18 protein-coding genes are annotated in these 21,144 nt (G+C 74.1%); 11 read left to right on the top strand and 7 right to left on the bottom strand.

Annotated features, from left to right (window positions below; all coding sequences use genetic code 11):
- The first annotated feature begins 15 nt into the window (after window positions 1-15).
- Window positions 16-1,200, top strand: a complete 1,185-nt coding sequence (locus PV342_RS31575) for an acyl-CoA dehydrogenase family protein (RefSeq protein WP_406263558.1) — start codon at window positions 16-18, stop codon at window positions 1,198-1,200.
- 43 nt (window positions 1,201-1,243) lie between these two features.
- Here PV342_RS31575 and PV342_RS31570 read toward each other — a convergent pair whose 3' ends face one another.
- Complete coding sequence (locus PV342_RS31570; protein ID WP_018558938.1) at window positions 1,244-1,693, bottom strand: cell division protein SepF; 450 nt, start codon at window positions 1,691-1,693, stop codon at window positions 1,244-1,246.
- 292 nt (window positions 1,694-1,985) lie between these two features.
- On the opposite strand from PV342_RS31570, the gene PV342_RS31565 reads away from it, so the two are divergent.
- The 3 genes from PV342_RS31565 to PV342_RS31555 all read left to right on the top strand — a co-directional run bounded on the left by PV342_RS31565 (window position 1,986) and on the right by PV342_RS31555 (window position 5,999).
- Complete coding sequence (locus PV342_RS31565; protein ID WP_500319634.1) at window positions 1,986-3,134, top strand: DUF5685 family protein; 1,149 nt, start codon at window positions 1,986-1,988, stop codon at window positions 3,132-3,134.
- Window positions 3,135-3,889: 755 nt separating this feature from the next.
- Window positions 3,890-4,951, top strand: a complete 1,062-nt coding sequence (locus tag PV342_RS31560; protein ID WP_500319632.1) for a S1 family peptidase — start codon at window positions 3,890-3,892, stop codon at window positions 4,949-4,951.
- Window positions 4,952-5,099: 148 nt separating this feature from the next.
- Window positions 5,100-5,999 (top strand): S1 family peptidase, encoded by a 900-nt coding sequence (locus PV342_RS31555; protein ID WP_500319630.1) that lies wholly within the window; start codon window positions 5,100-5,102, stop codon window positions 5,997-5,999.
- A gap of 39 nt (window positions 6,000-6,038) precedes the next feature.
- Here the strand turns inward: PV342_RS31555 and PV342_RS31550 are convergent, their stop codons facing one another.
- The gene (locus PV342_RS31550) at window positions 6,039-7,160 is read right to left on the bottom strand and encodes a winged helix DNA-binding domain-containing protein (RefSeq protein ID WP_500319628.1); all 1,122 of its coding nucleotides are present in this window, start codon (window positions 7,158-7,160) and stop codon (window positions 6,039-6,041) included.
- Between the two features lie 62 nt (window positions 7,161-7,222).
- Here PV342_RS31550 and PV342_RS31545 point away from each other — a divergent pair, with 62 nt between their 5' ends.
- Both PV342_RS31545 and PV342_RS31540 read left to right on the top strand, forming a co-directional pair.
- The gene (locus PV342_RS31545) at window positions 7,223-8,179 is read left to right on the top strand and encodes a helix-turn-helix transcriptional regulator (protein ID WP_386995348.1); all 957 of its coding nucleotides are present in this window, start codon (window positions 7,223-7,225) and stop codon (window positions 8,177-8,179) included.
- A 100-nt stretch (window positions 8,180-8,279) separates the two neighbouring features.
- Window positions 8,280-9,242 carry a slipin family protein gene (locus tag PV342_RS31540; protein ID WP_361006850.1) on the top strand — a complete coding sequence of 321 codons (963 nt, stop codon included), beginning with the start codon at window positions 8,280-8,282 and terminating at the stop codon, window positions 9,240-9,242.
- On the opposite strand, the gene PV342_RS31535 is transcribed toward PV342_RS31540, so the two are convergent.
- On the bottom strand, window positions 9,235-10,077 hold the full coding sequence (locus PV342_RS31535) for a GNAT family N-acetyltransferase (protein ID WP_400806688.1): 843 nt from the start codon (window positions 10,075-10,077) through the stop codon (window positions 9,235-9,237). The two genes, PV342_RS31540 and PV342_RS31535, sit on opposite strands and share 8 nt — an antisense overlap.
- A gap of 149 nt (window positions 10,078-10,226) precedes the next feature.
- Here PV342_RS31535 and PV342_RS31530 point away from each other — a divergent pair, with 149 nt between their 5' ends.
- Window positions 10,227-11,342, top strand: a complete 1,116-nt coding sequence (locus PV342_RS31530; protein WP_400806691.1) for a S1 family peptidase — start codon at window positions 10,227-10,229, stop codon at window positions 11,340-11,342.
- Between the two features lie 84 nt (window positions 11,343-11,426).
- Here the strand turns inward: PV342_RS31530 and PV342_RS31525 are convergent, their stop codons facing one another.
- A complete protein-coding gene (locus PV342_RS31525; protein ID WP_400806693.1) occupies window positions 11,427-11,717 on the bottom strand; it encodes a hypothetical protein in 291 nt (96 codons plus the stop codon).
- 275 nt (window positions 11,718-11,992) lie between these two features.
- Here PV342_RS31525 and PV342_RS31520 point away from each other — a divergent pair, with 275 nt between their 5' ends.
- Window positions 11,993-13,210, top strand: a complete 1,218-nt coding sequence (locus PV342_RS31520; RefSeq protein ID WP_400806694.1) for an amidase — start codon at window positions 11,993-11,995, stop codon at window positions 13,208-13,210.
- Here the strand turns inward: PV342_RS31520 and PV342_RS31515 are convergent.
- Entirely contained in the window at window positions 13,197-13,718 is a 522-nt protein-coding gene (locus tag PV342_RS31515; RefSeq protein ID WP_500319625.1) for a hypothetical protein, read from the bottom strand. The genes PV342_RS31520 and PV342_RS31515 overlap by 14 nt on opposite strands.
- Before the next feature lie 526 nt (window positions 13,719-14,244).
- Here PV342_RS31515 and PV342_RS31510 point away from each other — a divergent pair.
- The 3 genes from PV342_RS31510 to PV342_RS31500 all read left to right on the top strand — a co-directional run bounded on the left by PV342_RS31510 (window position 14,245) and on the right by PV342_RS31500 (window position 19,797).
- A complete protein-coding gene (locus PV342_RS31510) occupies window positions 14,245-17,703 on the top strand; it encodes a DNA polymerase III subunit alpha (RefSeq protein ID WP_500319623.1) in 3,459 nt (1,152 codons plus the stop codon).
- Window positions 17,700-18,683 carry a DNA polymerase Y family protein gene (locus PV342_RS31505; protein ID WP_386995336.1) on the top strand — a complete coding sequence of 328 codons (984 nt, stop codon included), beginning with the start codon at window positions 17,700-17,702 and terminating at the stop codon, window positions 18,681-18,683. Before PV342_RS31510 ends, PV342_RS31505 begins: the two co-directional genes overlap by 4 nt.
- Before the next feature lie 169 nt (window positions 18,684-18,852).
- On the top strand, window positions 18,853-19,797 hold the full coding sequence (locus tag PV342_RS31500) for an esterase/lipase family protein (protein WP_500319622.1): 945 nt from the start codon (window positions 18,853-18,855) through the stop codon (window positions 19,795-19,797).
- A gap of 9 nt (window positions 19,798-19,806) precedes the next feature.
- On the opposite strand, the gene PV342_RS31495 is transcribed toward PV342_RS31500, so the two are convergent.
- Both PV342_RS31495 and PV342_RS31490 read right to left on the bottom strand, forming a co-directional pair.
- Window positions 19,807-20,052 carry a hypothetical protein gene (locus tag PV342_RS31495; RefSeq protein ID WP_500319620.1) on the bottom strand — a complete coding sequence of 82 codons (246 nt, stop codon included), beginning with the start codon at window positions 20,050-20,052 and terminating at the stop codon, window positions 19,807-19,809.
- A 44-nt stretch (window positions 20,053-20,096) separates the two neighbouring features.
- Window positions 20,097-20,855 (bottom strand): DUF2637 domain-containing protein, encoded by a 759-nt coding sequence (locus tag PV342_RS31490; RefSeq protein WP_400806705.1) that lies wholly within the window; start codon window positions 20,853-20,855, stop codon window positions 20,097-20,099.
- Window positions 20,856-21,144: the final 289 nt, after the last annotated feature.

Genomic DNA, 21,144 nt, shown 5'->3' with positions numbered 1-21,144 from the left:
CCGGAGAGGACGACGATGTCCGCTGGAAAGCCGCAGTTCGACCCGTACGACCCGCTCGGCATCGACGACCTGCTGGACGACGAGGACCGCGCGGTGCGGGACACCGTCCGCGGCTGGGCCGCCGACCGCGTGCTGCCGCACGTGGCGGAGTGGTACGAGCGCGGCGAGCTGCCCGGGATCCGCGAGCTGGCCAGGGAACTCGGCTCGATCGGCGCGCTGGGCATGTCGCTGACCGGCTACGGCTGCGCGGGCGCCTCCGCCGTCCAGTACGGCCTGGCCTGCCTGGAGCTGGAGGCCGCCGACTCCGGCATCCGCTCGCTCGTCTCCGTCCAGGGCTCGCTGGCGATGTACGCCATCCACCGGTTCGGCTCCGAGGAGCAGAAGCGGCGCTGGCTGCCGCGGATGGCCGCCGGCGAGGTGATCGGCTGCTTCGGTCTCACCGAGCCCGACCACGGCTCCGACCCGGCGGGCATGCGCACCCACGCCAAACGGGACGGATCCGACTGGATCCTGAACGGCCGCAAGATGTGGATCACCAACGGCTCCGTGGCCGGCGTCGCCGTGGTGTGGGCCCGCACCGACGAGGGCATCCGCGGCTTCGCCGTGCCCGCGGGCACCCCGGGGTTCTCCGCCCCGGAGATCAAGCACAAGTGGTCGCTGCGCGCCTCCGTCACCAGCGAACTGGTGATGGACGACGTGCGCCTGCCCGCCGACGCCGTCCTCCCCGAGGTCACCGGTCTGCGCGGCCCGCTCAGCTGCCTGAACCACGCCCGCTACGGGATCGTCTGGGGGGCCATGGGCGCCGCGCGCAGCAGTTTCGAGGCCGCCCTGGAGTACTCCCGTACCCGCGAGCAGTTCGGCCGGCCCATCGGCGGTTTCCAGCTGACCCAGGCCAAACTCGCCGACATGGCGCTCGAACTGCACAAGGGAATCCTCCTCGCCCACCACCTCGGGCGGCGCATGGACGCGGGCACGCTCCGTCCGGAACAGGTCAGCTTCGGCAAGCTCAACAACGTGCGCGAGGCGATCGAGATCTGCCGAACGGCCCGGACCGTGCTGGGCGCGAACGGCATCTCCCTGGAGTACCCCGTGATGCGGCACGCGACCAACCTGGAGTCCGTGCTCACCTACGAGGGCACCGTCGAGATGCACCAGCTCGTGCTCGGCAAGGCGCTCACCGGGCTCGACGCCTTCCGGTAGCCGCCACGGCGATCGGCGCCGGAACCCGGCGCCGATGCCGCGGTCAGTTCTGGTTGAAGAAGCCGTCGCCGCCGCGCCTGCTGTCCGCGTTGACGACCAGGTAGTCGGGCGGGGTCAGCAGGAAGACGCGGTTCGCCACACGGTCGATGGAGCCGCGCAGGCCGAAGGTGAGGCCGGCCGCGAAGTCGACGACGCGCTTGGCGTCGGAGGACTCCATGGCCGTCAGGTTGACGATGACCGGGACGCCGTCCCGGAACAGCTCGCCGATGCCGCGGGCGTCCCGGAAGCCGTCCGGGGTGACCGTGGCGATCCGGCGGCCCTGCTCCTCCGCCGAATCGGAGGCCACGCGCACGCGGGGGTCCGTGACCCAGGAGTCGGGGGAGGACGTCTCGGCGCCGTCGCCGTAATCGGCGTAGTCCTCGTCGTAGTACTCCTCGGCGCTGTTGTCGTCGACGAGTCCCAGCCAGGCGCTCGCCCGTCGTACCGATCCCATGGACGCCTCCTCTCGCACGCGGTCAGTTTGCCGTCCGCACCCCTATGGTCGTCCATGATGCGGATGATGCGCCAAGCGGATACCCACCGTGGGGTGGATTCGTGACAGACCTGGTGCATAAATCGCACTAGTGGCCCCCAGTCACCCCATGGAATACGGCTCCTGACGGATCATCGGAAAGGGTCCCGCTCGGTAGAGTGATGCCGCACCGCCGGACAGCCGAACGGGCGGCGTACAGAACGACCAGCCGATGACGTGCTCCATTGCTGCGAATGACGTACGGGGGATTGCGATGTTCGGAATCGTCAGACCGTGCAGGCACCGCCTGCCGGAGAAGCTGGCCATATCGTGGACGGCCCATCTGTGCGGTCTCTGCCTCGCCCTGAGGGATGACCACGGGCAACTGGCCAGGGTCGCCACGAATTACGACGGACTCATCGTCTCGGTGCTGGTCGAGGGCCAGGCCGGGCGGACGCGGGGCGGACGCCGCACCGCCGGGCCGTGCCCGCTGCGGGCGATGCGGACGGCGCCGGTGGCGCAGGGGGAGGGCGCGCGGCTGGCCGCGGCGGTCTCGCTGGTGCTGGCCTCCGCGAAGGTGCGCGACCACATGGCGGACGGCGACGGGCTGCTGGCGCGCCGTCCGGTCGCCGCGGCGGCGCGCACGGTGGCCCGCCGCTGGGACCGCGCGGGCGCCGTGACGGGTTCGGTCCTCGGCTTCGACACCGCGGTGCTGGTGGACGCCGTCGGCCGGCAGGCCGCCGTCGAGGCGGCCGCCGGGCCCGGCACGTCCCTGCTGACCGTCACCGAGCCCACCGAGACCGCCACCGCCGCCGCGTTCGGCCACACGGCGGTGCTGGCCGGGCGGCCGGGCAACCGCGCCCCGCTGGAGGAGGCGGGCCGGCTCTTCGGCCGCCTCGCCCACCTGCTGGACGCCGTGGAGGACCTGGACGCCGACGCCGCGGCCGGCGCGTGGAACCCGCTGACCGCCACCGGGACGAGCCTGGACGAGGCGCGGCGGCTGTGCGACGACGCCGTGCACGGGGTCAGGCTGGCGCTGCGGGACGTCGAGTTCACCGACGGCGCGCTCGCCCACGTCCTGCTCGCCCACGAGCTGCGGCGGTCCGTGGACCGCGCGTTCGGCGCCTCGTGCGCCCATCACCCGGGCCCGGGCGGCCCCGGTGGGCCGGTGCAGTCGCCCTGGCTGACCCCCGGCCCCGCGCACCAGCAGGGTCCCCGCCGCGGCCTGCTCGCCGGGTGCGCGGTGTTCGCGGGGCTCTGCTGCACCTGCCAGATCTGCTGCCGGGACCACTACGACGACCCCTGGAGCGGCAAGCGGCGTGAGGGCTGGTGCTCCAGCTGCGACTGCTCCGGGTGCGACTGCGACTGCGGCTGCGGTGACGGCTGCTGCTGCGACTGCGACTGCTGCGGCTGCGACTGCTGAGGGGCCGTGCGGCCCGTTCGCCGCGAGGGCGAGGGCGAGGCGCGGGCGCGATGTCCCGCGGCCCGGCCCTCGTGGGTGCGCGCGGTGGTCCTCGGGCGGTTGTGCCCGGTGGGGCCGTTCAACGGGCCCTGCGCGGCCGGGGATCGCGCGGCCCCGGCGCTCGGGGCGCGGGCCGCGAGGGCGCGTGACCATGAGTCGTAGGCGGGCTGAGGCGGCGTGAAGGGACGGCGGCGTCGTGCGGCGCAGCCAACGGTGCGTGCTCGGTGTGGCTGGGGTCGGGGAAGGCCCCTGTGCAGTGGGTCGGTGTGGCGGCGCGGCGCCTCGTCACGTGCGGGGTTGGGTGCGCGGGTGCGGTGAGGCCGTTCGACGCCGCTCCGGGCGGTCGGGATGTCGCCCCCGGACACGGGTCGCGTGGCCGCGCATCGCGGTGGCGCGCGGCCGTACGGCTCCGCGCGGGCCGTCCGTTCGCGCCAAACCGGGGGTGGGACGCGGGGGCGGCCGACGGGTGGGGTGGGCGGCGGGCTCACCAGCCGATACACCGTCACAGCGGTGCGCGCGGAGGCGGTGTCGGGGCGTTTCAGGGGCGTCACGAGGCCGAAACCCGCCCTTGTGCGCTTGTGCGTGGCTCTGAATACTCCCGTGTGCGCAGCATTTGTCAGGAGCACGCCACCCCCACAGTACGGCGGCGCTCTCGCTGCGCCTCACCGGCCCGCGCTACGCGGGTCACCTTCCGTTCCCCCACAGGAGGAAAACGCGTGAGGATCAAGCGCACCACCCACACCCCCGTCCCGAGACGTGCACGGCTGATCGCCGTGGCGTCCGGTCTGCTGGCGGTAACCGCGCTCACCCTGCCCGCCGCCCAGGCCGCCCCCGCGTCCAAGGCCTCCCCGGAGGTCGCTGCCGCGCTCACCACGTCCCTCGGCACCGCCTCCACCGCCGGTTCGTACTACGACGCCAAGGCCAAGGCCATGGTCGTCAACGTCACGAACGACAAGGCGGCCCAGGCCGTCAGCGCGGCCGGCGCGGTCCCGAAGTTCGTGGCGCACAGCACCGCCCAGCTGGAGAAGGCCGGGAAGGCCACCCTCGCCGCGGACATCGCGGGCACGTCGTGGGTCGTCGACCCGAAGTCCAACCGGCTGGAGATCACCGCCGACAGCACCGTCACCGGCGCCGAACTCGGCAAGCTGCAGGAGGCCACCGCCTCCTACGGCGACGCGGTCACCTTCCGGCGCACGGCCGGCACCTTCAAGCGGCTGATCGCCGGCGGCGACGCCATCTACGGCGGCGGCTACCGCTGCTCGCTCGGCTTCAACGTGCGCAGCAGCAGCACCAACTACTTCCTGACCGCCGGGCACTGCGCCGAGGTCGCCTCGACCTGGTACTCCAACTCCAGCCAGTCCACCGTGCTGGGCTCGAACGCCGGCTACAGCTTCCCGACCAACGACTACGCGCTGGTCCGGTACAGCAACACCTCCGTGACCAAGAGCGGCACGGCCGGCAACACCGACATCACCAGCGCGGGCAACGCCTTCGTGGGCCAGGCCGTCCTGCGCGACGGCTCCACGACCGGCATCCACAGCGGTTCGGTCACCGGCCTCAACGCCACCGTCAACTACGGCGGCGGCGACGTGGTCTACCAGATGATCCGCACCAACGTGTGCGCCGAGGGCGGCGACTCCGGTGGCGCGCTGTACACCTCCGGGGGCATCGCGCTGGGTCTGACCTCCGGCGGCAGCGGCAACTGCAGCACCGGCGGGACGACCTTCTTCCAGCCGGTGACGGAGGCGCTCAGCGTCTACGGCGTCAGCGTCTTCTGACCTTCCGGGAGGTCCACGCCCTCCCTTCCGTCACGGACGTGCCCGGCGGCCCCACGGCCGCCGGGCACGTCCCGTATGGCCCTCTTGTCCGCCGGGCTGATCGTCGCAATACTCCGCGAGGCACCGCATAACCTCGTAGGGGGAACATATGAGGAACAAGCGCACCACTCCGCGCAGCGGCCTCGCCAAAGGCGCCGCGCTGCCCGGAGCGGTGCTCCTCGGCCTGCTGGCCGCGACCGCGGTCGCCGTGCCGGACGCACGGGCCGCGACCGCCCGCGGGGCCTCGGCCGCACACCTGGCCGCGGCCGGCCTGGCGGCCGAGTCGGCGGACGTCGCGGGAAGCGCCTGGGCGGTCGACCCGGAGAGCGGCGCGCTGGTGATCGCCACCGACGACACCGTCTCGCGCACCGGGCTCACCGCGTTGCGGCGGGCCGCCGGACGGTACGGCGGAGCGGTCCGCTTCGAGCGAGTCGGCGGCTCCTTCGAACGGATGGCCGCCGGCGGCGACGCCGTCCACGGCGGCGGCTTCCGCTGCTCGGTCGGCTTCAACGTCCGCGCCGCCGGGAGCTACTACTTCCTGACCGCCGGTCACTGCGGTCGCGCCGCCACGACCTGGTACGGCGATGCCGCCCGGACCAGGACGCTGGGCACCACCACCGCCTTCAGCTACCCGTACAACGACTACGCCCTGGTGCGCTACAGCGGCTCCGTCGCGCGGCCCGGCAAAGCCGGCCGGCAGGACATCACGAAGGCCGCGCGGGCCCGCGTGGGGGAGGCGGTGAAGCGGGACGGTTCCACCACGGGCGTCCGCAGCGGCACGGTCACCGGGCTCGGCTACACCGTCAACTACGGTGACGGCGACATCGTCCGCGGCCTGATCCGCACCGACCTGTGCGCGGAACCCGGCGACTCCGGGGGCCCGTTGTACGACGGGACCAAGGCCCTGGGGCTGCTGTCCGGCGGCAGCGGCGACTGCGCCGAGGGGGGCACCACCTTCTTCCAGCCGCTGCCCGCGGTCCTCAAGGCGTACGGGGTCGCCGTGTACTGAGCCCGGCCCGGGCCACCGCCCCCGGGACGTGCGCCCCGGTCACCCCGTGAAGCGCACCTCCCGGGCGGCGGCCTCCGGCGCGGCGAACCCCAGCAGCCGCTCGCCCTCCGCCGCGAGCGCCTTGCGCGCCCCGGCGTCCAGCGGCGCGTGCGGCTGGACGTGGAGCACGGCCGCGTCGCGGGCGGACCGGATCCGCCACAGCCCGTGGACGAAGCCGTCGTGGAGGAAGAAGCCGCGGTTGCTGCCGCTGCCGGGCAGCGGCTGCCCGGCCCGGAGGTCGCGCGGCACGATCCGCGCCCGGTCGGCGTGCGAGAGGGCGATGTTGTCGTACTGCGGCAGGAACCGCGGCGGCGCCGGCGTCCCGCGGCCGGGGAAGGGCGCGCCGGGGACGTCGTACAGGGCGGTGCCCTTCTCGTCGCGGTAGACCCGAAGCCCCGGGCGGAGCCGGTCCATGACCGCGCGGAGCCCGGTCAGCCCCGACCAGACGGCGACGTCCCCGGCCGACGCGGGGCCGAAGGCGGCGAGGTAGCGCAGGACCGCCGCGTCCGGCGCGGAGCCGTCCGCCGGGTCGAAGTCCCGGCCGAGCCACCGGTCGGCCGGGGTCTGCAGGGCCGCGCCGGAGGTGCGCCACAGGCCGCGCGGCGGCGGCTGCACGGTCGGCACCCGTGCCGTGACGGCCAGCGCGAGAGGCAGCCGCTCGCGCTCCGGCCAGCGCTCCCGCAGGGCGTCCCCGAGCCGGCTCGGGGACAGCGGGCCGTCCTCGAGGAGCGCCCGGCCCGCTCCGGCCACCTCCGCCAGCTCCAGCCCCGCCAACTGCCGCCGGAACTGCCCGAGCAGGCGCCGTTCGAGCACGTCCTGCACCACCGGGCGCAGCGCCATGCAGTCCCGTGCCGTCACCAGGTGCACCGTCCACCGCAGCAGCGACATCCGCACCGCCCGCCGGTCCGCGAGCATCCCGGACAGCTCCTGCGGCGCGAAGTCCTCGATCCGTGACCACAGCGCCACGTACGGGTCCTGGGGCTCCTGCGCCTGCAGTCCCACCAGTCGCTCGACCATCTCCGCGGCGCCGGTGGGCACCCGGCCCAGCAGCGACTGCCGGGCCAGGAGGGAGCGGTTGAGCGTCCGGCGGTCCAGGACGGCGCCCTCGGGGATCGTCTCCATGGGCGTCACGGTAGGCCTGAACGCGGTCAGGAACCGTCCGCGACGCCTGCCAGACTGCTGGGGTGCTGGAAACCTCCGCCCGCCTGCTGCGCCTGCTGTCCCTGCTCCAGTCCCGGCGCGACTGGACGGGGCCCGAGCTCGCCGAGCGCCTCGACGTCACCGCCCGGACGGTGCGCCGCGACGTGGAGCGCCTGCGCGCCCTCGGCTACCCCGTGCACGCCACCCCCGGCACCGCCGGCGGCTACCGGCTGGGCGCGGGCGCCGCGCTGCCCCCGCTGCTGCTCGACGACGACGAGGCGATCGCGGTCGCGCTGTGCCTGCGCACCGGCGCCGGCGGCAGCGTCGAGGGCATCGAGGAGACCTCGCTGCGCGCACTGGCCAAGCTGGAGCAGGTGCTGCCCTCCCGGCTGCGCCGCCGGGCGCAGGCCATGGAGGCCGTCGCGGTCGCCCGCCCCGCGTCCCTGCCGGGCGCCGTCGCCCAGGACGTGCTGACCGCGATCGGCGCCGCCTGCCGCGACCACGAACGGCTGCGCTTCGACTACCGGGCGCACGGCGGCACCGCGAGCCGCCGCACGGTGGAGCCGCACAGCCTGGTCCACCACGGCCGACGCTGGTATCTGCTGGCCTGGGACACCGACCGGCAGGACTGGCGCACCTTCCGTGTCGACCGGATGGACCTCAGAACTCCCACCGGCCCCCGCTTCGCGCCCCGGCGGCCCCCGTCGGACGCCGCGTCGTACGTCGCGCGGGGGGTCACCTCGCGGGCCTACCGCCACCAGGCCGTCGTCGTCGTGCACGCCCCCGCCGAGGCCGTGGCCGAGTACGCGGGGTACGCGACCGTGGAGTCCACCGGGCCGGACAGCTGCGTGCTGCGCACCGGTTCCGAGTCCCTCGACGCGCTCGCCGTCTACATCGGCATGCTCGGCGTCGACTTCGAGGTGCGGGAGCCCCCTGAGCTGGCCGAACGGCTGCGTGTCGTCGCGGACCGGCTCGCCCGGGCGGCGGGCGCGCCGCGGTAGGCCGCGGCCCGGACCGTAACGGGGCATCCCGGCCCGTATCCGGCGGGTTACCCGCGAGGTACCGTGGAAGTACTGCGATTCCGGACCCCAGGGGGCCGTGATGGTCGTCGAGTTGATAGCCGCCGTGCTCTCGGCAGGAGCGTTGTACTTCGTGGCCGGGGCCCGTGTGGTGCAGCAGTTCGAGCGGGGCGTGGTGTTCCGGCTCGGCAAGGTCAGGGGCGGGGTGCGGACCCCCGGATTCACCATGATCGTGCCGGTCGTCGACCGGATGCGGAAGGTGAACCTGCAGATCGTGACGATGCCGGTGCCCGCCCAGGAGGGCATCACCCGCGACAACGTCACGGTCAAGGTGGACGCGGTGGTGTACTTCAAGGTCGTCAACGCCACCGACGCGATCATCAACGTCGAGGACTACCGGTTCGCCGTCTCGCAGATGGCGCAGACCTCGCTGCGGTCGATCATCGGCAAGAGCGACCTGGACGACCTGCTCTCCAACCGCGAGAAGCTCAACCAGGGGCTGGAGCTGATGATCGACAGCCCGGCCATCGGGTGGGGCGTGCAGATCGACCGCGTGGAGATCAAGGACGTCTCGCTGCCGGAGACGATGAAGCGCTCGATGGCCCGCCAGGCCGAGTCCGAGCGGGAGCGCCGGGCGCGGATCATCAACGCGGACGCCGAGTTCCAGGCCTCCAAGAAGCTCGCCGACGCCGCGGCGGTCATGAGCGACACTCCCGCCGCGCTCCAGCTCCGCCTGCTGCAGACGGTCGTCGCCGTCGCCGCGGAGAAGAACTCCACGCTCGTGCTGCCCTTCCCGGTGGAGCTGCTGCGCTTCCTCGAGCGCGCCCAGCAGGGCCCGTACCCGGCGGTCGAACAGCAGCCCGCACCCCGCGCGGCGGCGGCGTCTCCCCGGGGGCCCGCGCCGAGGGCCGCCGCCGACCTGCCCGAGTCCGGCGTTCCGTTGGCGGAGCCCGCCGAGGAGCTCCCCGCCGACCTGCGCGAGACCCTCGCGGCGGACCCGCTGCTGGAGGCCGTCCGGCCACAGCGGCCCCCCGACGTCAGCTGAGCCCGCCCTCCGCCCGCGGCACGTCCGGCCGCCACAAGTACGGCACGGTCACCGCCACCGGCAGCAGCCCCAGCCGGGCCAGGATCGGGGCGCTGTCCGGGGACGCGTCGACCTGCACGAAGCGGTGACCCGCCGCGACCGCCAGCCGGGCCCGGTGCGCCACCGTCGCCCGGTAGGCGCCGCGGCCCCGCCACTGAGGCAAGGTGGAGCCGCCCCACAGCGACACGAAGTCGGTGCCCTCGTGGAAGCGGGCCCAGCCGGCGCAGACCACCGTGCCGTCGGCGGTCTCGGCGACGACCACCACGCAGGGGTCGCCGGACCCCGACACCTCGCTCTCCAGCATCCCCGGCAGCCAGTCGTGGGGTACGCCCCAGACCGTCTCCTCCATCCGCCGGACGCGCTCGAAGTCCGCCCGTGACGTGACCTCCCGCAGCGTCAGACCCTCCGGCAGCACCGGGGCGGCCGTCAGCGCCGCCGCCTCGCCGACCAGTACCGTCTCCGGCTCCTCCGGCACGAAGCCGGCCGCGACCAGCCGGTCCGGCAGCCCCGCGGGCAGGTCGTGGGTGTGGTACTTCCACTCCACCGGCATGCCCAGCGCGGCGAAGTGGTCCCGCTGCCTGGTGATCAAGGCGTCCAGCCCGGGGCCGTCCAGTCCGCCGAGGTCGCGGTAGTCGAGGAACCCCGCCTCCCCGTGCCGGTAGGTCTTGCGCAGCAGCGGGCCGTCGCGTTCCACCGACGCGTACCGCGAGAGGTCGGCGGGGACACGGGCGCGCAACTGCCGGTCGTAGGCGGCGCGGTAGTCCAGCGCCACGGGGGAGGGGTCGAAAGTGCTCATCGGGCGGATTCCACCACAACCGTGACCCGGGGCGCGAGCCGATCGGCCGCGGTGAACGCAACGGGGTGGGGCTGCGTATGTCAGACGGAACGACGCTTGCCCCTTGCGCCCGACGATCCGGCCTGTATCCCCCCACAGGAGGTCACGAGTTGAAGCACAAACAGATAGCCAAGCGGAAGATCGTGTTCGTCACGGCCGGTGCCGCCGCCGTCGCGGCAGCGGCCGTACTGCTGCCCAACGCCAATGCCTCGCAGTCCGCCGAGCAGGGCCCCGAAGTTCCCGCGCCGAAGCGGCTCACCGCCGCGGCCGCCGCGGAACTCGCCTCACGGCTCGGCGCGGAGTTCGGCCCGTCCGTCGCGGGGACGTACTACGAGGCGAGGAGCCGGCGGCTCGTGGTGAACGTGGTCGCCGGGGACGGCGGCGACGTGGCCGAGCGGGCAGCGAAGGCCGGCGCCGCGACCCGGACGGTCGAGAACAGCGCCGCCGAACTGAGCTCCGCCGCGCAGACCTTGAGGCAGCGCGCCACGATCCCCGGCACCGCCTGGGCCGTCGACCCCCGGACGAACCGGATCCTGGTCACCGCGGACAGCACCGTCACCGGTGGCAGGTGGGACACCCTGGAGTCCACCGTGCGGTCCCTGGGCGGCGGCATGGCCCGGATCCAGAGGTCCGCGGGCGAGTTCAAGCCCCTCGTGGCCGGCGGTGACGCCATCTTCGCCGACGGGGCACGCTGTTCGCTGGGGTTCAACGTCGTCAAGGACGGCGCCCCGGCCTTCCTCACCGCGGGCCACTGCGGGGTCGCCTTCGCGAACTGGTCGGACAGCCAGGGCGGGGCACCCGTCGCGACCGTGCGGCAGGCGACCTTCCCGGGTGACGGCGACTTCGCGCTCGTGACGTACGACGACCCGAACACCCAGGCGCCCAGCCAGGTGAACCTCGGCAACGGCCGGGCCCTGGCCGTGGGCGGGGCCGCGGAGGCCGCGGTGGGTCAGGAGGTGTTCCGGATGGGCAGCACCACGGGGCTCAACGGGGGCACGGTCCTCGGGCTCGATGCGACGGTCAACTACCCGGAGGGCACCGTCACCGGGCTGATCCAGACCGACGTCTGCGCCGAACCGGGCGACAGCGGTGGCGCGCTGTTCACCCGTGACGGCAGCGCGATCGGCCTCACCTCCGGCGGCAGTGGGGACTGCCAGGTCGGTGGGGAGACCTTCTTCCAGCCGGTGACCACGGCGCTGGCCGCGGTCGGGGCGCAACTCGGCTGACGTCCACGTGGTTCAGGGGGGGGGCCCAGGCCCCGGGCCGCGGCGGCGTCCGGGGCCCGGCCGTGTGCGGCCGGGATCAGCGGGTCAGCGGAACCGGCGGTGCAGGGGGAAGGCCATGACCGTCGCGCCGACGTGCACGGCCCGGTGGGCCGGGCGCGGCGCCTTGGCCTCCTCGTGCAGGCCGACCAGCAGGGCCGCCAGCCGGTGCCGGAAGTCGTCCCAGACCTCGGCGTCCTCGTCCTCCGGGTACTGCGGGGTCCGTGCGCCGCACGGCGGCTCCACCAGACCGGCGGCCGCGAGGCGGCGCAGGTGGCTCACCATGCGCAGCCGGCCGGGGTGCGCCATGGGTCTGGAGAGGGTGTCGGTCGCCGTCATGGCGGTCAGTAAATCGTGCCGTCCCCTTGCCTTCGCAACCCCTGAGTAGCCACCGAGGTGACGTATGCGTGACGCGGGTTGACGCATGGGACGCGGGAGCACCCGCGTGACATCGGGGCGTGACGAATCTCGCACCGATGCGGTGTTTGGACCCTCCGGGAGGGCGCGTACCCTCGCACCCCTCCCGAGCCCCGGTCCCGCCCGCGGGCCCGGCGGGCGGGGCGATGACGCCGTGCCCGGGGAAGGCCGGGGTTTTTCGGCGTAGCGTGGCCGCCGTGACGGATCTGGTGGCACGGACTTGTGACCGTATCGACCGGCTGGACGCCCGGATCAAGGCGTTCGTGCGGGAGCCGGACCGGCGGGGCCGGCTGGCGGCGGAGGCGGCCGAGGCGCCGCCGGGGGTGCTGTCCGGGGTGATGGTGGGCGTCAAGGACATCGTCCGGATCGACGGGATGGAGACCAGGGCCGGGTCCGCGGTGCCGCCGGAGGTGCTGGCCGGGCCCCAGGCACCGCTGGTGGACCGGCTGCGGGCGGCCGGGGCGCTGGTGGCGGGGAAGACGGTGACGGCCGAGTTCGCGGTGACCGCGCCGGGGCCGACCCGCAATCCGCACAACACCGCCCACACGCCGGGTGGTTCGAGCAGCGGCTCGGCGGCCGCGGTGGCGGCGGGCATGGTGCCGCTGGCGGTCGGGACGCAGACCGTCGGCTCGGTGGTCCGGCCCGCGGCCTACTGCGGGGTGGTGGGCTTCAAGCCGACCTTCGGGCGCGTCCCGGTGGACGGGGTGATCGCCAACGCCCCGAGCTTCGACACGGTCGGGGTGCTCGCCGCGGACGTCGCGATGGCGGCGCGCGGCGCGTCCGTCCTGTGCGACGACTGGCGGGAGCCGCCGGCCGGCGAGCGCAGACCGGTGCTCGGCATACCCGCGGGGCCCTACCTGGAGCGGGCCGGGGCGGAGGCCCGGGAGGCCTTCGCGGCGCAGGCCGGGCGGCTGGAGTCGGCGGGCTGGACGGTGCGCGAGGTGCCGATGATGGCGGGCCCGGGTGAGTTCGAGGCGGTGGTACGGCAGTTGTACGTCATGAACCGCTACGAGGTGGCCCGTACGCACGCCGACTGGTTCCCCCGGCACGGCCACCTGTACCGCGAGCAGACGGTCGCCGCCATCCGCGAGGGCCACGCCGTCGGCCGCGACGACTACGAACGGGCCGTGGGTGAGCGCCGGATCCTCCGCGAGCGGCTGCTGACGGCCATGGAGGAGGTCGACGTCTGGCTGGCACCGTCCGCCACCGGGCCCGCGCCGTTCGGGCTGGGCAGCACCGGCGACTCGGTGATGTGCCTGCCGTGGAGCAACGCGGGCTTCCCCTCGGTGAGCCTGCCCGCCGGGTTCGCCGCCAACGGCCTGCCGCTGGGCCTGCAGGCCGTCGGGCGCCCCGGCGAGGACGAGGAACTGCTGCGGTGGGCGGCGGCGTTCGCCCCGGTCGTCAGGCCTCGGTGAAGACCAGGTCCTCGATCGGGACGGTCATCCGCACCGTGTGGTCGCCGGTCACCTCGACGACGTGGTGCAGTCCCCGCACCTTCGCGCGGGGGGTGTCCGAGGACAGGATCCGGTAGGTGTCGGCCGCCCCGGCCAGGAAGGCGCGGAAGGCCCGAGGGAGGGCTAGCCGAGCGCGAGGTAGTCGAAGAGCCGCCGGAAGAGCTTGGGGACGATCACCGCGTCGTCGGTGAGCGAGGAGAGTCCGGTGACCTTCGCGCCGGTGGTGCTCACGTTCGTCCGGCCACAGCCCCCTGCCCGTCTCCCGGGCCTGCCGGGCGACGTCGCTCAGCTCCCGGCGCAGGTCCTCGTAGAGGTTGCTGTAGAAGGTCGGGTAGGCCAGGCCCTCGGCGACCAGGCGGTGGTTGACGGTGGCGCGCAGCAGCGGCACGCCGACCGTGACCTCCTGGCCGCTCTTCGTGCCCTCCGGCAGCGCGCCCCGGCCGGCCAGGGCGACGCAGCGGCCGTGCACGTCAACCCCGCCGGTGAGGATCCAGCCGGGACGCTCTCGGGACTGGCGGCGACGACCCTCTCGCCGCCGGGCCCGCGTTCCACGGCGGTGAAGCCGAGGCGGCGCAGCAGTTCGTCCCGGGCCGCGTGGGCGAGGGGCAGGGGCTGGTGGGCCGGGGCGGAGGTGGGCCCGTAGTGGGTCTCCAGCGCGTCGACGGCGTCCAGCCGCAGCTTGCCCCGGCAGGAGTTGGTGAGGCGAGCCCGAGACCGCCCCTGACCCGGTTCCAGTCGGGGTGGCGGGTGGGGACGAAGCCCACGGTGTCCCCGTCCGGCTCGGTGTTCTTTATCTGGAAAGAGCCTTTGACCAGCAGCATCGGCATGGCGACCCCGTCGGGGGTCGAGCGTCGGTGACGTCGTGTGCAGGAAACCACGCGGAGGGTGGCGGAGGACAGGGATCCGGCGCGTCTTCGTACACATGTTCGACAAGTGGTCTATGGTGGGTGGCAGAGGGTTCGGAACGGGGGAGGCATGAGCGGTCGGAGGTGCGTATGGCGGGATTCACGCACCTGCACACCGTCTCCGGCTTCTCGCTGCGGTACGGGGCCTCGCACCCCGAGCGGCTCGCCGAGCGCGCCGCCGAACGGGGGATGGACGCGCTGGCGCTGACCGACCGGGACACCGTCGCCGGGGTGGTGCGCTTCGCCAAGGCGTGCGCGCGGGCCGGGGTGCGGCCGCTGTTCGGGGCCTCCCTGGCGGTGCCGGCGGCGTACGCGGGGGAGGGCGCCGTACCTCAGGCCGGACCGCCGCACGCCCGCCGGCGTACCCCGGTGCGCGGCGGGGCCTTCGTGCCGGAGGCGACCGACCGGGCGGTGTTCCTCGCCCGAAACGGCCGGGGCTGGGGCGCGCTGTGCCGGCTGGTCAGCGCCGCCCACACCGACGGCGGCATCGCCTGGGAGGACCTGGGACGGGAGGGGCTGTACGTGCTGCTCGGCGCGGACTCCGAGGTCGGCCGCGCGCTGGCGGCCGGACGTCCCGACCGGGCCGCCAGGCTGCTGCGCCCCTGGCGCGAGGTGTACGGGGACGCGCTGCGCATGGAGGCCGTGCACCACGGCCGCACCGGCACCGGGTACGGCTCGCTGCGGCTCGCCGCCCGCACCGTCGGTTTCGCCGTCGAGCAGGGCGTCGTCCCGGTGCTGACCAACGCCGTCCGCTACGCCGACCCCGGCCAGGGGGAGGTGGCCGACGTCCTGGACTCGGCGCGCCGCCTGGTGCCCGTCGACGTGCGCGACGCGGGGGGCCTGGACAGCGGTGAGCGCTGGCTGAAGGACTCCGGTGACATGGCGCGCACCGCCGAGCGGGTCGTGGAGGCGGCCGGTTTCACCCGCGGCGACGCCCGCCGGCTGCTGCGGGCCACCGAGGAGACCGCCGCGGGCTGCGCCGTCGACCCGGAGGAGGACCTGGGGCTCGGGCAGGTGCACTTCCCCGAGCCGGAGCTCGTCGGCGCCGGCGCCCGCACCGCCGACCGCGTGCTGCGCTCCCACTGCGCCGCCGGGATGGTCCGGGAGGGCCACGACCGGGACCCGGAGTACTGGGCGCGGCTCGACCACGAACTGCGGATCATCGAGGGGCTCGGCTTCGCCTCGTACTTCCTCACCGTCGGCCAAGTGGTCGCCGACGTGCGGGAGATGGGCATCAGGGTGGCCGCCCGCGGCTCGGGCGCCGGCTCGCTCGTCAACCACCTGCTGGGCATCGCCGCCGCGGACCCCGTCGAGCACGACCTGCTCATGGAACGCTTCCTGTCCGGCAGGCGCGTCTCCCTGCCCGACATCGACATCGACGTGGAGTCCGCCCGCCGGCTGGAGGTGTACCGGCGCATCCTGGACCGCTTCGGCGGTGAGCGGGTCGCCACCGTCGCCATGCCCGAGACCTACCGCGTCCGCCACGCGGTGCGCGACGTGGGCGCCGCCCTCGGGATGGACCCGGAGCAGACCGACCGGCTGGCCAAGGCCTTCCCGCACATCCGGGCCCGCGACGCGCGGGCCGCGCTCGCCGAACTGCCCGAGCTGCGGCAGGTGGCGGGGGAGGACCACGGCCGGCTGTGGGAGCTGGTGGAGGCGCTGGACGCGCTGCCGCGCGGGGTCGCCATGCACCCCTGCGGGGTGCTGCTGTCGGACGCCGGGCTGCTGGACCGCACACCGGTCGTGCCGACCAGCGGCGAGGGCTTCCCGATGTCGCAGTTCGACAAGGACGACGTCGAGGACCTCGGGCTGCTCAAGCTCGACGTGCTCGGGGTGCGCATGCAGTCCGCGATGGCGCACACCCTGGACGAGGTGGAACGGACCGGCGGCGGCCGGATCGACCTGGACCGCATCCCGCAGGGCGACCCCGCGACGTACGAACTGGTCCGCTCCGCCGAGACGCTGGGCTGCTTCCAGATCGAGTCCCCGGGCCAGCGCGACCTGGTGGGACGGCTGCAGCCGGCCACCTTCCACGACCTGGTCGTGGACATCTCCCTCTTCCGCCCCGGGCCGGTCGCCGCCGACATGGTGCGGCCCTTCATCGAGGCCCGGCACGGCCGCACGCCCGTCCACTACCCGCACCCCGACCTTGAGCCCGTGCTGCGCGAGACCCACGGGGTCGTCGTCTTCCACGAACAGCTCATCGGCATCATGTGCGTCATGACCGGCTGCGACCGGGGCTTCGCCGACGAGGCCCGGCGGGCGCTGTCGGACGAGACCAGGCAGGGGCGGCTGCGGGCCTGGTTCGCGGACGCGGCCCGGGAGCGCGGCTACTCCCGCGAGGTCATCCGGGACACCTGGGAGATCGTCTCGGCCTTCGGCGCGTACGGCTTCTGCAAGGCGCACGCCGTCGCCTTCGCCGTGCCGACCTACCAGTCCGCCTGGCTCAAGGCGCACCACCCGGCGGCCTTCTACGCCGGGGTGCTCACCCACGACCCCGGGATGTACCCCAAGCGGCTGCTCCTCGCGGACGCCCGGCGGCGCGGGGTGCCGGTGCTGCCGCTGGACGTCAACCGGTCCGGCGCGGCCTACCGGATCGAACCGGTGCCCGGCGAGGGGGGCGAGGAGGTGTGGGGGCTGCGGCTCGCGCTCTCCGAGGTGCACGGCATCAGCGAGGCCGAGGTCGCCCGGATCACCGCCGGACAGCCCTACTCCTCCCTCCAGGACCTGTGGGAACGCGCCCGCCCGGGCCGCGCCGCCGCCGAACGCCTCGTCCAGGTCGGCGCGCTGGACCCCTTCGGGGGCAACCGCCGCGACATGCTGCTCCAAGTCGCCGAAGTGCACCGGCAGGGCCGGGCCTCCGCGTACGACGGCCAGCTCACCCTGACCGGAGGGGAGGGCGAGCCGGCGTTCGCGCCGATCGGCCTGCCCGACATGGACGACGGCGAACGGCTCGGCGCCGAACTCGGCGTCCTCGGCATGGACGCCTCCCGCCACCTGATGGACGACCACCTGGCCTTCCTGGAGGAGCTGGGCGCGATCCCGGCGAACCGGCTGCGCGAGGTGCGGCACGGCCAGACCGTGCTGGTCGCCGGGGCCAAGGCGGCCACCCAGACGCCGCCCGTCCGCTCCGGGCGCCGGGTCGTCTTCACCACCCTCGACGACGGCACCGGCCTGGTCGACCTCGCCTTCTTCGACGACAGCCACGAGGCCTGCGCCCACACCGTCTTCCACTCCTGGCTGCTGCTGGTCCGCGGGGTGGTCCAGCGCCGCGGACCGCAGAGCCTGTCCGTCGTCGGCGCCGCCGCGTGGAACCTGGCCGAGCTGGTCGAACTGCGCAAGGAGGGCGGCCTGGAGGCGGTCGCGGCACGCCTGGCCGAGGCCCCGGGCGAACCCGCCGGCCTGCCCGCGCCCCCGCCCGAGGGCCGCCGGGTCCGGATGTCCACCGGTTACGAGATGCACCCCTGGGCTGATCTGCGGCCCGCGGGCGAGGGCGCTTTGACCGGCCGCAAGCTGTGGCACTCCAGCCCGGGGAGCGCGGGACGATGACGGACGACCTGCACGTGCTGTACGTGCACTTCCACGCCGCAGAGGCGCTGTACGAGCGACTCCTCGCGCTGCTCGGCGGCTTCACCCCCGTCGTCCAGGCGCTGCCGCCCGACGCCGCGCTCGCCGACGTCCGCGGGGCGCTGCGCTACTTCGGGCGCGACGCCGCGGAACTGGCCACGCTGCTGCGGGTGCGGCTGCTCGCGCTCCACGGCGTGGACTGCACGATCGGCGTGGGACCGAACCCGCTGCTCGCCCGGATGGCCGCACAGGGCGGACCGGAGGGCGCGGTGCGCGCGGCACCCACCGACCCCGCGGCCGTGGCGGCCTTCCTCGCCGAGCGCCCGGTGGCGGCGCTGCACGGCGTCGGCCCGGCGACGGCACGGCAGTTGGGTACGTACGGCCTGGACACCGTGGGACGGGTGGCGGCCGCGCCCCTGAGCACCCTGCAGCGGATCCTGGGCGCCGCGGCGGGCCGCAGGACGCACGAGCGAGCCCGCGGCATCGACCCGGCCCCGGTCGTCCCGAACGCCCCCGCGCGCTCGGCCGGCGCCGAACGCCGCTTCGGGCACGACGAGCTGGACCCGGTGCGGCACCGTCGCGCCCTGCTGTCGCTCACCGAGGAACTGGGCTCCTCGCTGCGCGCGTCGGGCCGGGTCGCGCGCTCACTGACCCTCACCGTCCGCTACGCAGACCGCTCCACGACCACCCGCACCCGCGCGCTGGCCGAACCGAGCGGCCACGGCGCCGCCCTCGCCGATGCCGCGTACCGCCTCTACGAGGGGCTGGGGCTGCAGCGCGCCCGGGTGCGCGGACTCGCGCTGCGCGCGGAGGGGCTGACGGACGCCGGCCTCGCGACACTGCAGCTCAGCCTGGACCCGGGGGACGAGAAGGCGCGCCGGATCGAGGCGGTCGCGGACCGGGCGCGGGCCCGTTTCGGCCCGCGGGCACTGATGCCCGCGGCGCTGTCGGGTGCGGCCTGACGCCCCATTACCACATCGGCGTGAAGCCGACGTGATGAATTCTTTACCCACCGGTAGCTGGCGGCGTTTGTTACTCCTCCGTAAATTGACGGAAACTCAGCACTCTGGTGATCCGGATCACAGGTTGCACGGGAGCCAGTCCTTCCCCCACCTGCGAGGAGATCGCTCGATGCTGCCCATCAGACCGCGATCAGCGCTCCGGCTCCTCTCCGCGCTGACTCTCACCGCCGCCCTCTTCGTCACCCCCGTCCTGGCGGACACCACCACCGCCGCACTGGCGAAGGCCCCCACGTCCGGCGCCAAGGCCGCCGCGACCGTCAACGCCGCGGCCACCGCCGCCGGCGCCACCGCGAGCAGCGGCTGGAACAACTGGTCCTGCAAGCCGTCCGCCGCCCACCCGCGGCCCGTCGTCCTCGTCCACGGCACCCTCGGCAACTCCATCGACAACTGGCTCGGCCTCGCGCCCTACCTGGTCAAGCGGGGCTACTGCGTCTACTCCCTCGACTACGGCCAACTGCCCGGTGTTCCCCTCTTCTACGGGCTCGGCCCCATCACCGCGTCCTCCCAGCAGCTCGCCGACTACGTCGACCGGGTCCTCGCGTCCACCGGCGCGGGCAAGGTCGACATCGTCGGGCACTCCCAGGGAGGCATGATGCCGCGCTACTACATGAAGTTCCTCGGCGGTGCCCCCAAGGTGAACGCGCTCGTCGGCATCGCGCCCAGCAACCACGGGACCGACCTGGGCGGGCTGCTCAAGCTGCTGCCGTACTTCCCCGGGGCGGCCGATGCCATCGAGCACCTCAGCCCGCAGGGACTGACCGACCAGATGGCCGGATCGGCCTTCCTCACCAAGCTGAACGCCGGCGGAGACACCCTGCCCGGCGTCCGCTACACGGTGATCGCGACCAAGTACGACGAGGTCGTGACGCCGTACACCTCGCAGTTCATGTCCGGCCCCGACGTCCGCAACGTGGTGCTGCAGGACCTGTGCCCGCTCGACCTGTCCGAGCACGTCCTCGCCGGGCTGACCGACCGCATCGTGTTCCACGAGACGGCCAACGCCCTCGACCCGGCGCACGCCAGGGCGACCGACTGCGGGGACGTCTTCAGCTGACGGTCCGCCTCAGCCGGCGTTCCCCGCCCGGCGCCTGCGGGCGACGGGCAGCAGCACCGACGCACCGAGCGAGACGGCGGCCCCCGCCGCCATCAGCGAGGCCGTGCCGGTGCTGCTGCTCCCGGTCTGCGCGAGGTCCGCGCCGGACGGGGACGTCTCCGCCCTCGCGGACGGCTCCGGGAGCGGGCTCGCGGAGCCGTCCGCGGCGCCCGGAGCGCGGGCCTCGCCGGCCCGGGGCCGCGGCCGGGCCGCCACCGCCCTCCCCTCCCCGGCCGACGGGCCGGGGAGGGGGCGCCGTGTCAGGAGGAGTGCCGGCTGCGGGAGGTGCGGCGCGGCGGGTGGGTGAGGGTGATCTGCCGCACGAGCTGGTGGAAGCAGGACAGCGCCGCGATGGCGGGGAGGCTGGCCACGGTCCAGTCGGTGATCGTCCGGGGAGCGGAGGCGACGCAGAACAGGATCGCGAAGACGGAGAAGAGCAGTACGACCGCCCAGGAGTGCGGGGCGCGGCGCTGGTGCAGCGCGGCCCGCAGGATCGACAGCGAGGCCACCATCCAGGGGCCGTACACCAGCAGCGGCCACCAGTCCGCCAGTCCCGACGCCCCGTCGGTGGCGGCGATGTGGCGCAGCGGGTCGTGGGCGACCATCCCGCCGAGCACGCTCACCATCGCCACGATGGTGGCGGCGACCGCCGCGACGACGAAGCTGAGGGTCTGGGTCCGGGTGATCTTCTGCCGCAGCGCCGCCCGGCGGATCCTGCGGTGCCGGTGCCGGGTGAGCGGCAGTTCGTGGGTCGCGGCCTCCGGTGAGGGCGCGGCGAAGACGTCGTCCTCCTCGTCCTCGTCCAGGTCGTCGTCCAGCAAAGGGGGTTCGAGGAGCTGGGCCAATTCCTCCTCGGACGTCCACACCCCGTTCAGGACTTCGTAGTCCGGGGCGGAGAAGACGCCGTTCCCCGAGGTGTCGTCCGGGGCCTGGCGGGGACTGTAGATGGTGTGCCCGTTGAGGTGGTCCTCGTACGGCACGTCGTTCTCGAAGCGGAAACGGTCCTGCAAAGGCGGCATGAAGGAATTCCTGTCGGGGCCGGGCGTGGGCGGGGGATACGGGGAATGCACGCCCTAATACCTCGTGTCCAGATCGATGCCGGAGCAGCGGCGCATGAAATCCCCCTCGATCCCGAGCATTTCGTCGGCGAACCGTTCCAGTTCCGAAGAGCAGTACACGAGTTGAATGCGCTCCTCGCCGCGCTCGATGTAAGCGTCCGAACTCCGGCCGAAGAATCCCGCCGTTCCCGGGACGAAGACCCACTCCCCGAGGGGGACGCCCTCCGTCGGGCGGTACGGACGACTGCGG

Source organism: Streptomyces sp. PA03-3a (assembly GCF_033792735.1).
Classification (GTDB): domain Bacteria; phylum Actinomycetota; class Actinomycetes; order Streptomycetales; family Streptomycetaceae; genus Actinacidiphila.
This window is presented reverse-complemented; position numbering and strand designations above follow the sequence as displayed.

Bases quoted from the DNA above. Each gene is read 5' to 3' on its own strand.
- PV342_RS31575 (WP_406263558.1), top strand. From the start codon at position 16: ATGTCCGCTGGAAAGCCGCAGTTCGACCCGTACGACCCGCTCGGCATC.
- PV342_RS31570 (WP_018558938.1), bottom strand. From the start codon at position 1,693: ATGGGATCGGTACGACGGGCGAGCGCCTGGCTGGGACTCGTCGACGAC.
- PV342_RS31565 (WP_500319634.1), top strand. From the start codon at position 1,986: ATGTTCGGAATCGTCAGACCGTGCAGGCACCGCCTGCCGGAGAAGCTG.
- PV342_RS31555 (WP_500319630.1), top strand. From the start codon at position 5,100: ATGAGGAACAAGCGCACCACTCCGCGCAGCGGCCTCGCCAAAGGCGCC.
- PV342_RS31550 (WP_500319628.1), bottom strand. From the start codon at position 7,160: ATGGAGACGATCCCCGAGGGCGCCGTCCTGGACCGCCGGACGCTCAAC.
- PV342_RS31540 (WP_361006850.1), top strand. From the start codon at position 8,280: ATGGTCGTCGAGTTGATAGCCGCCGTGCTCTCGGCAGGAGCGTTGTAC.
- PV342_RS31535 (WP_400806688.1), bottom strand. From the start codon at position 10,077: ATGAGCACTTTCGACCCCTCCCCCGTGGCGCTGGACTACCGCGCCGCC.
- PV342_RS31525 (WP_400806693.1), bottom strand. From the start codon at position 11,717: ATGACGGCGACCGACACCCTCTCCAGACCCATGGCGCACCCCGGCCGG.
- PV342_RS31510 (WP_500319623.1), top strand. From the start codon at position 14,245: ATGGCGGGATTCACGCACCTGCACACCGTCTCCGGCTTCTCGCTGCGG.
- PV342_RS31505 (WP_386995336.1), top strand. From the start codon at position 17,700: ATGACGGACGACCTGCACGTGCTGTACGTGCACTTCCACGCCGCAGAG.
- PV342_RS31500 (WP_500319622.1), top strand. From the start codon at position 18,853: ATGCTGCCCATCAGACCGCGATCAGCGCTCCGGCTCCTCTCCGCGCTG.
- PV342_RS31490 (WP_400806705.1), bottom strand. From the start codon at position 20,855: ATGCCGCCTTTGCAGGACCGTTTCCGCTTCGAGAACGACGTGCCGTAC.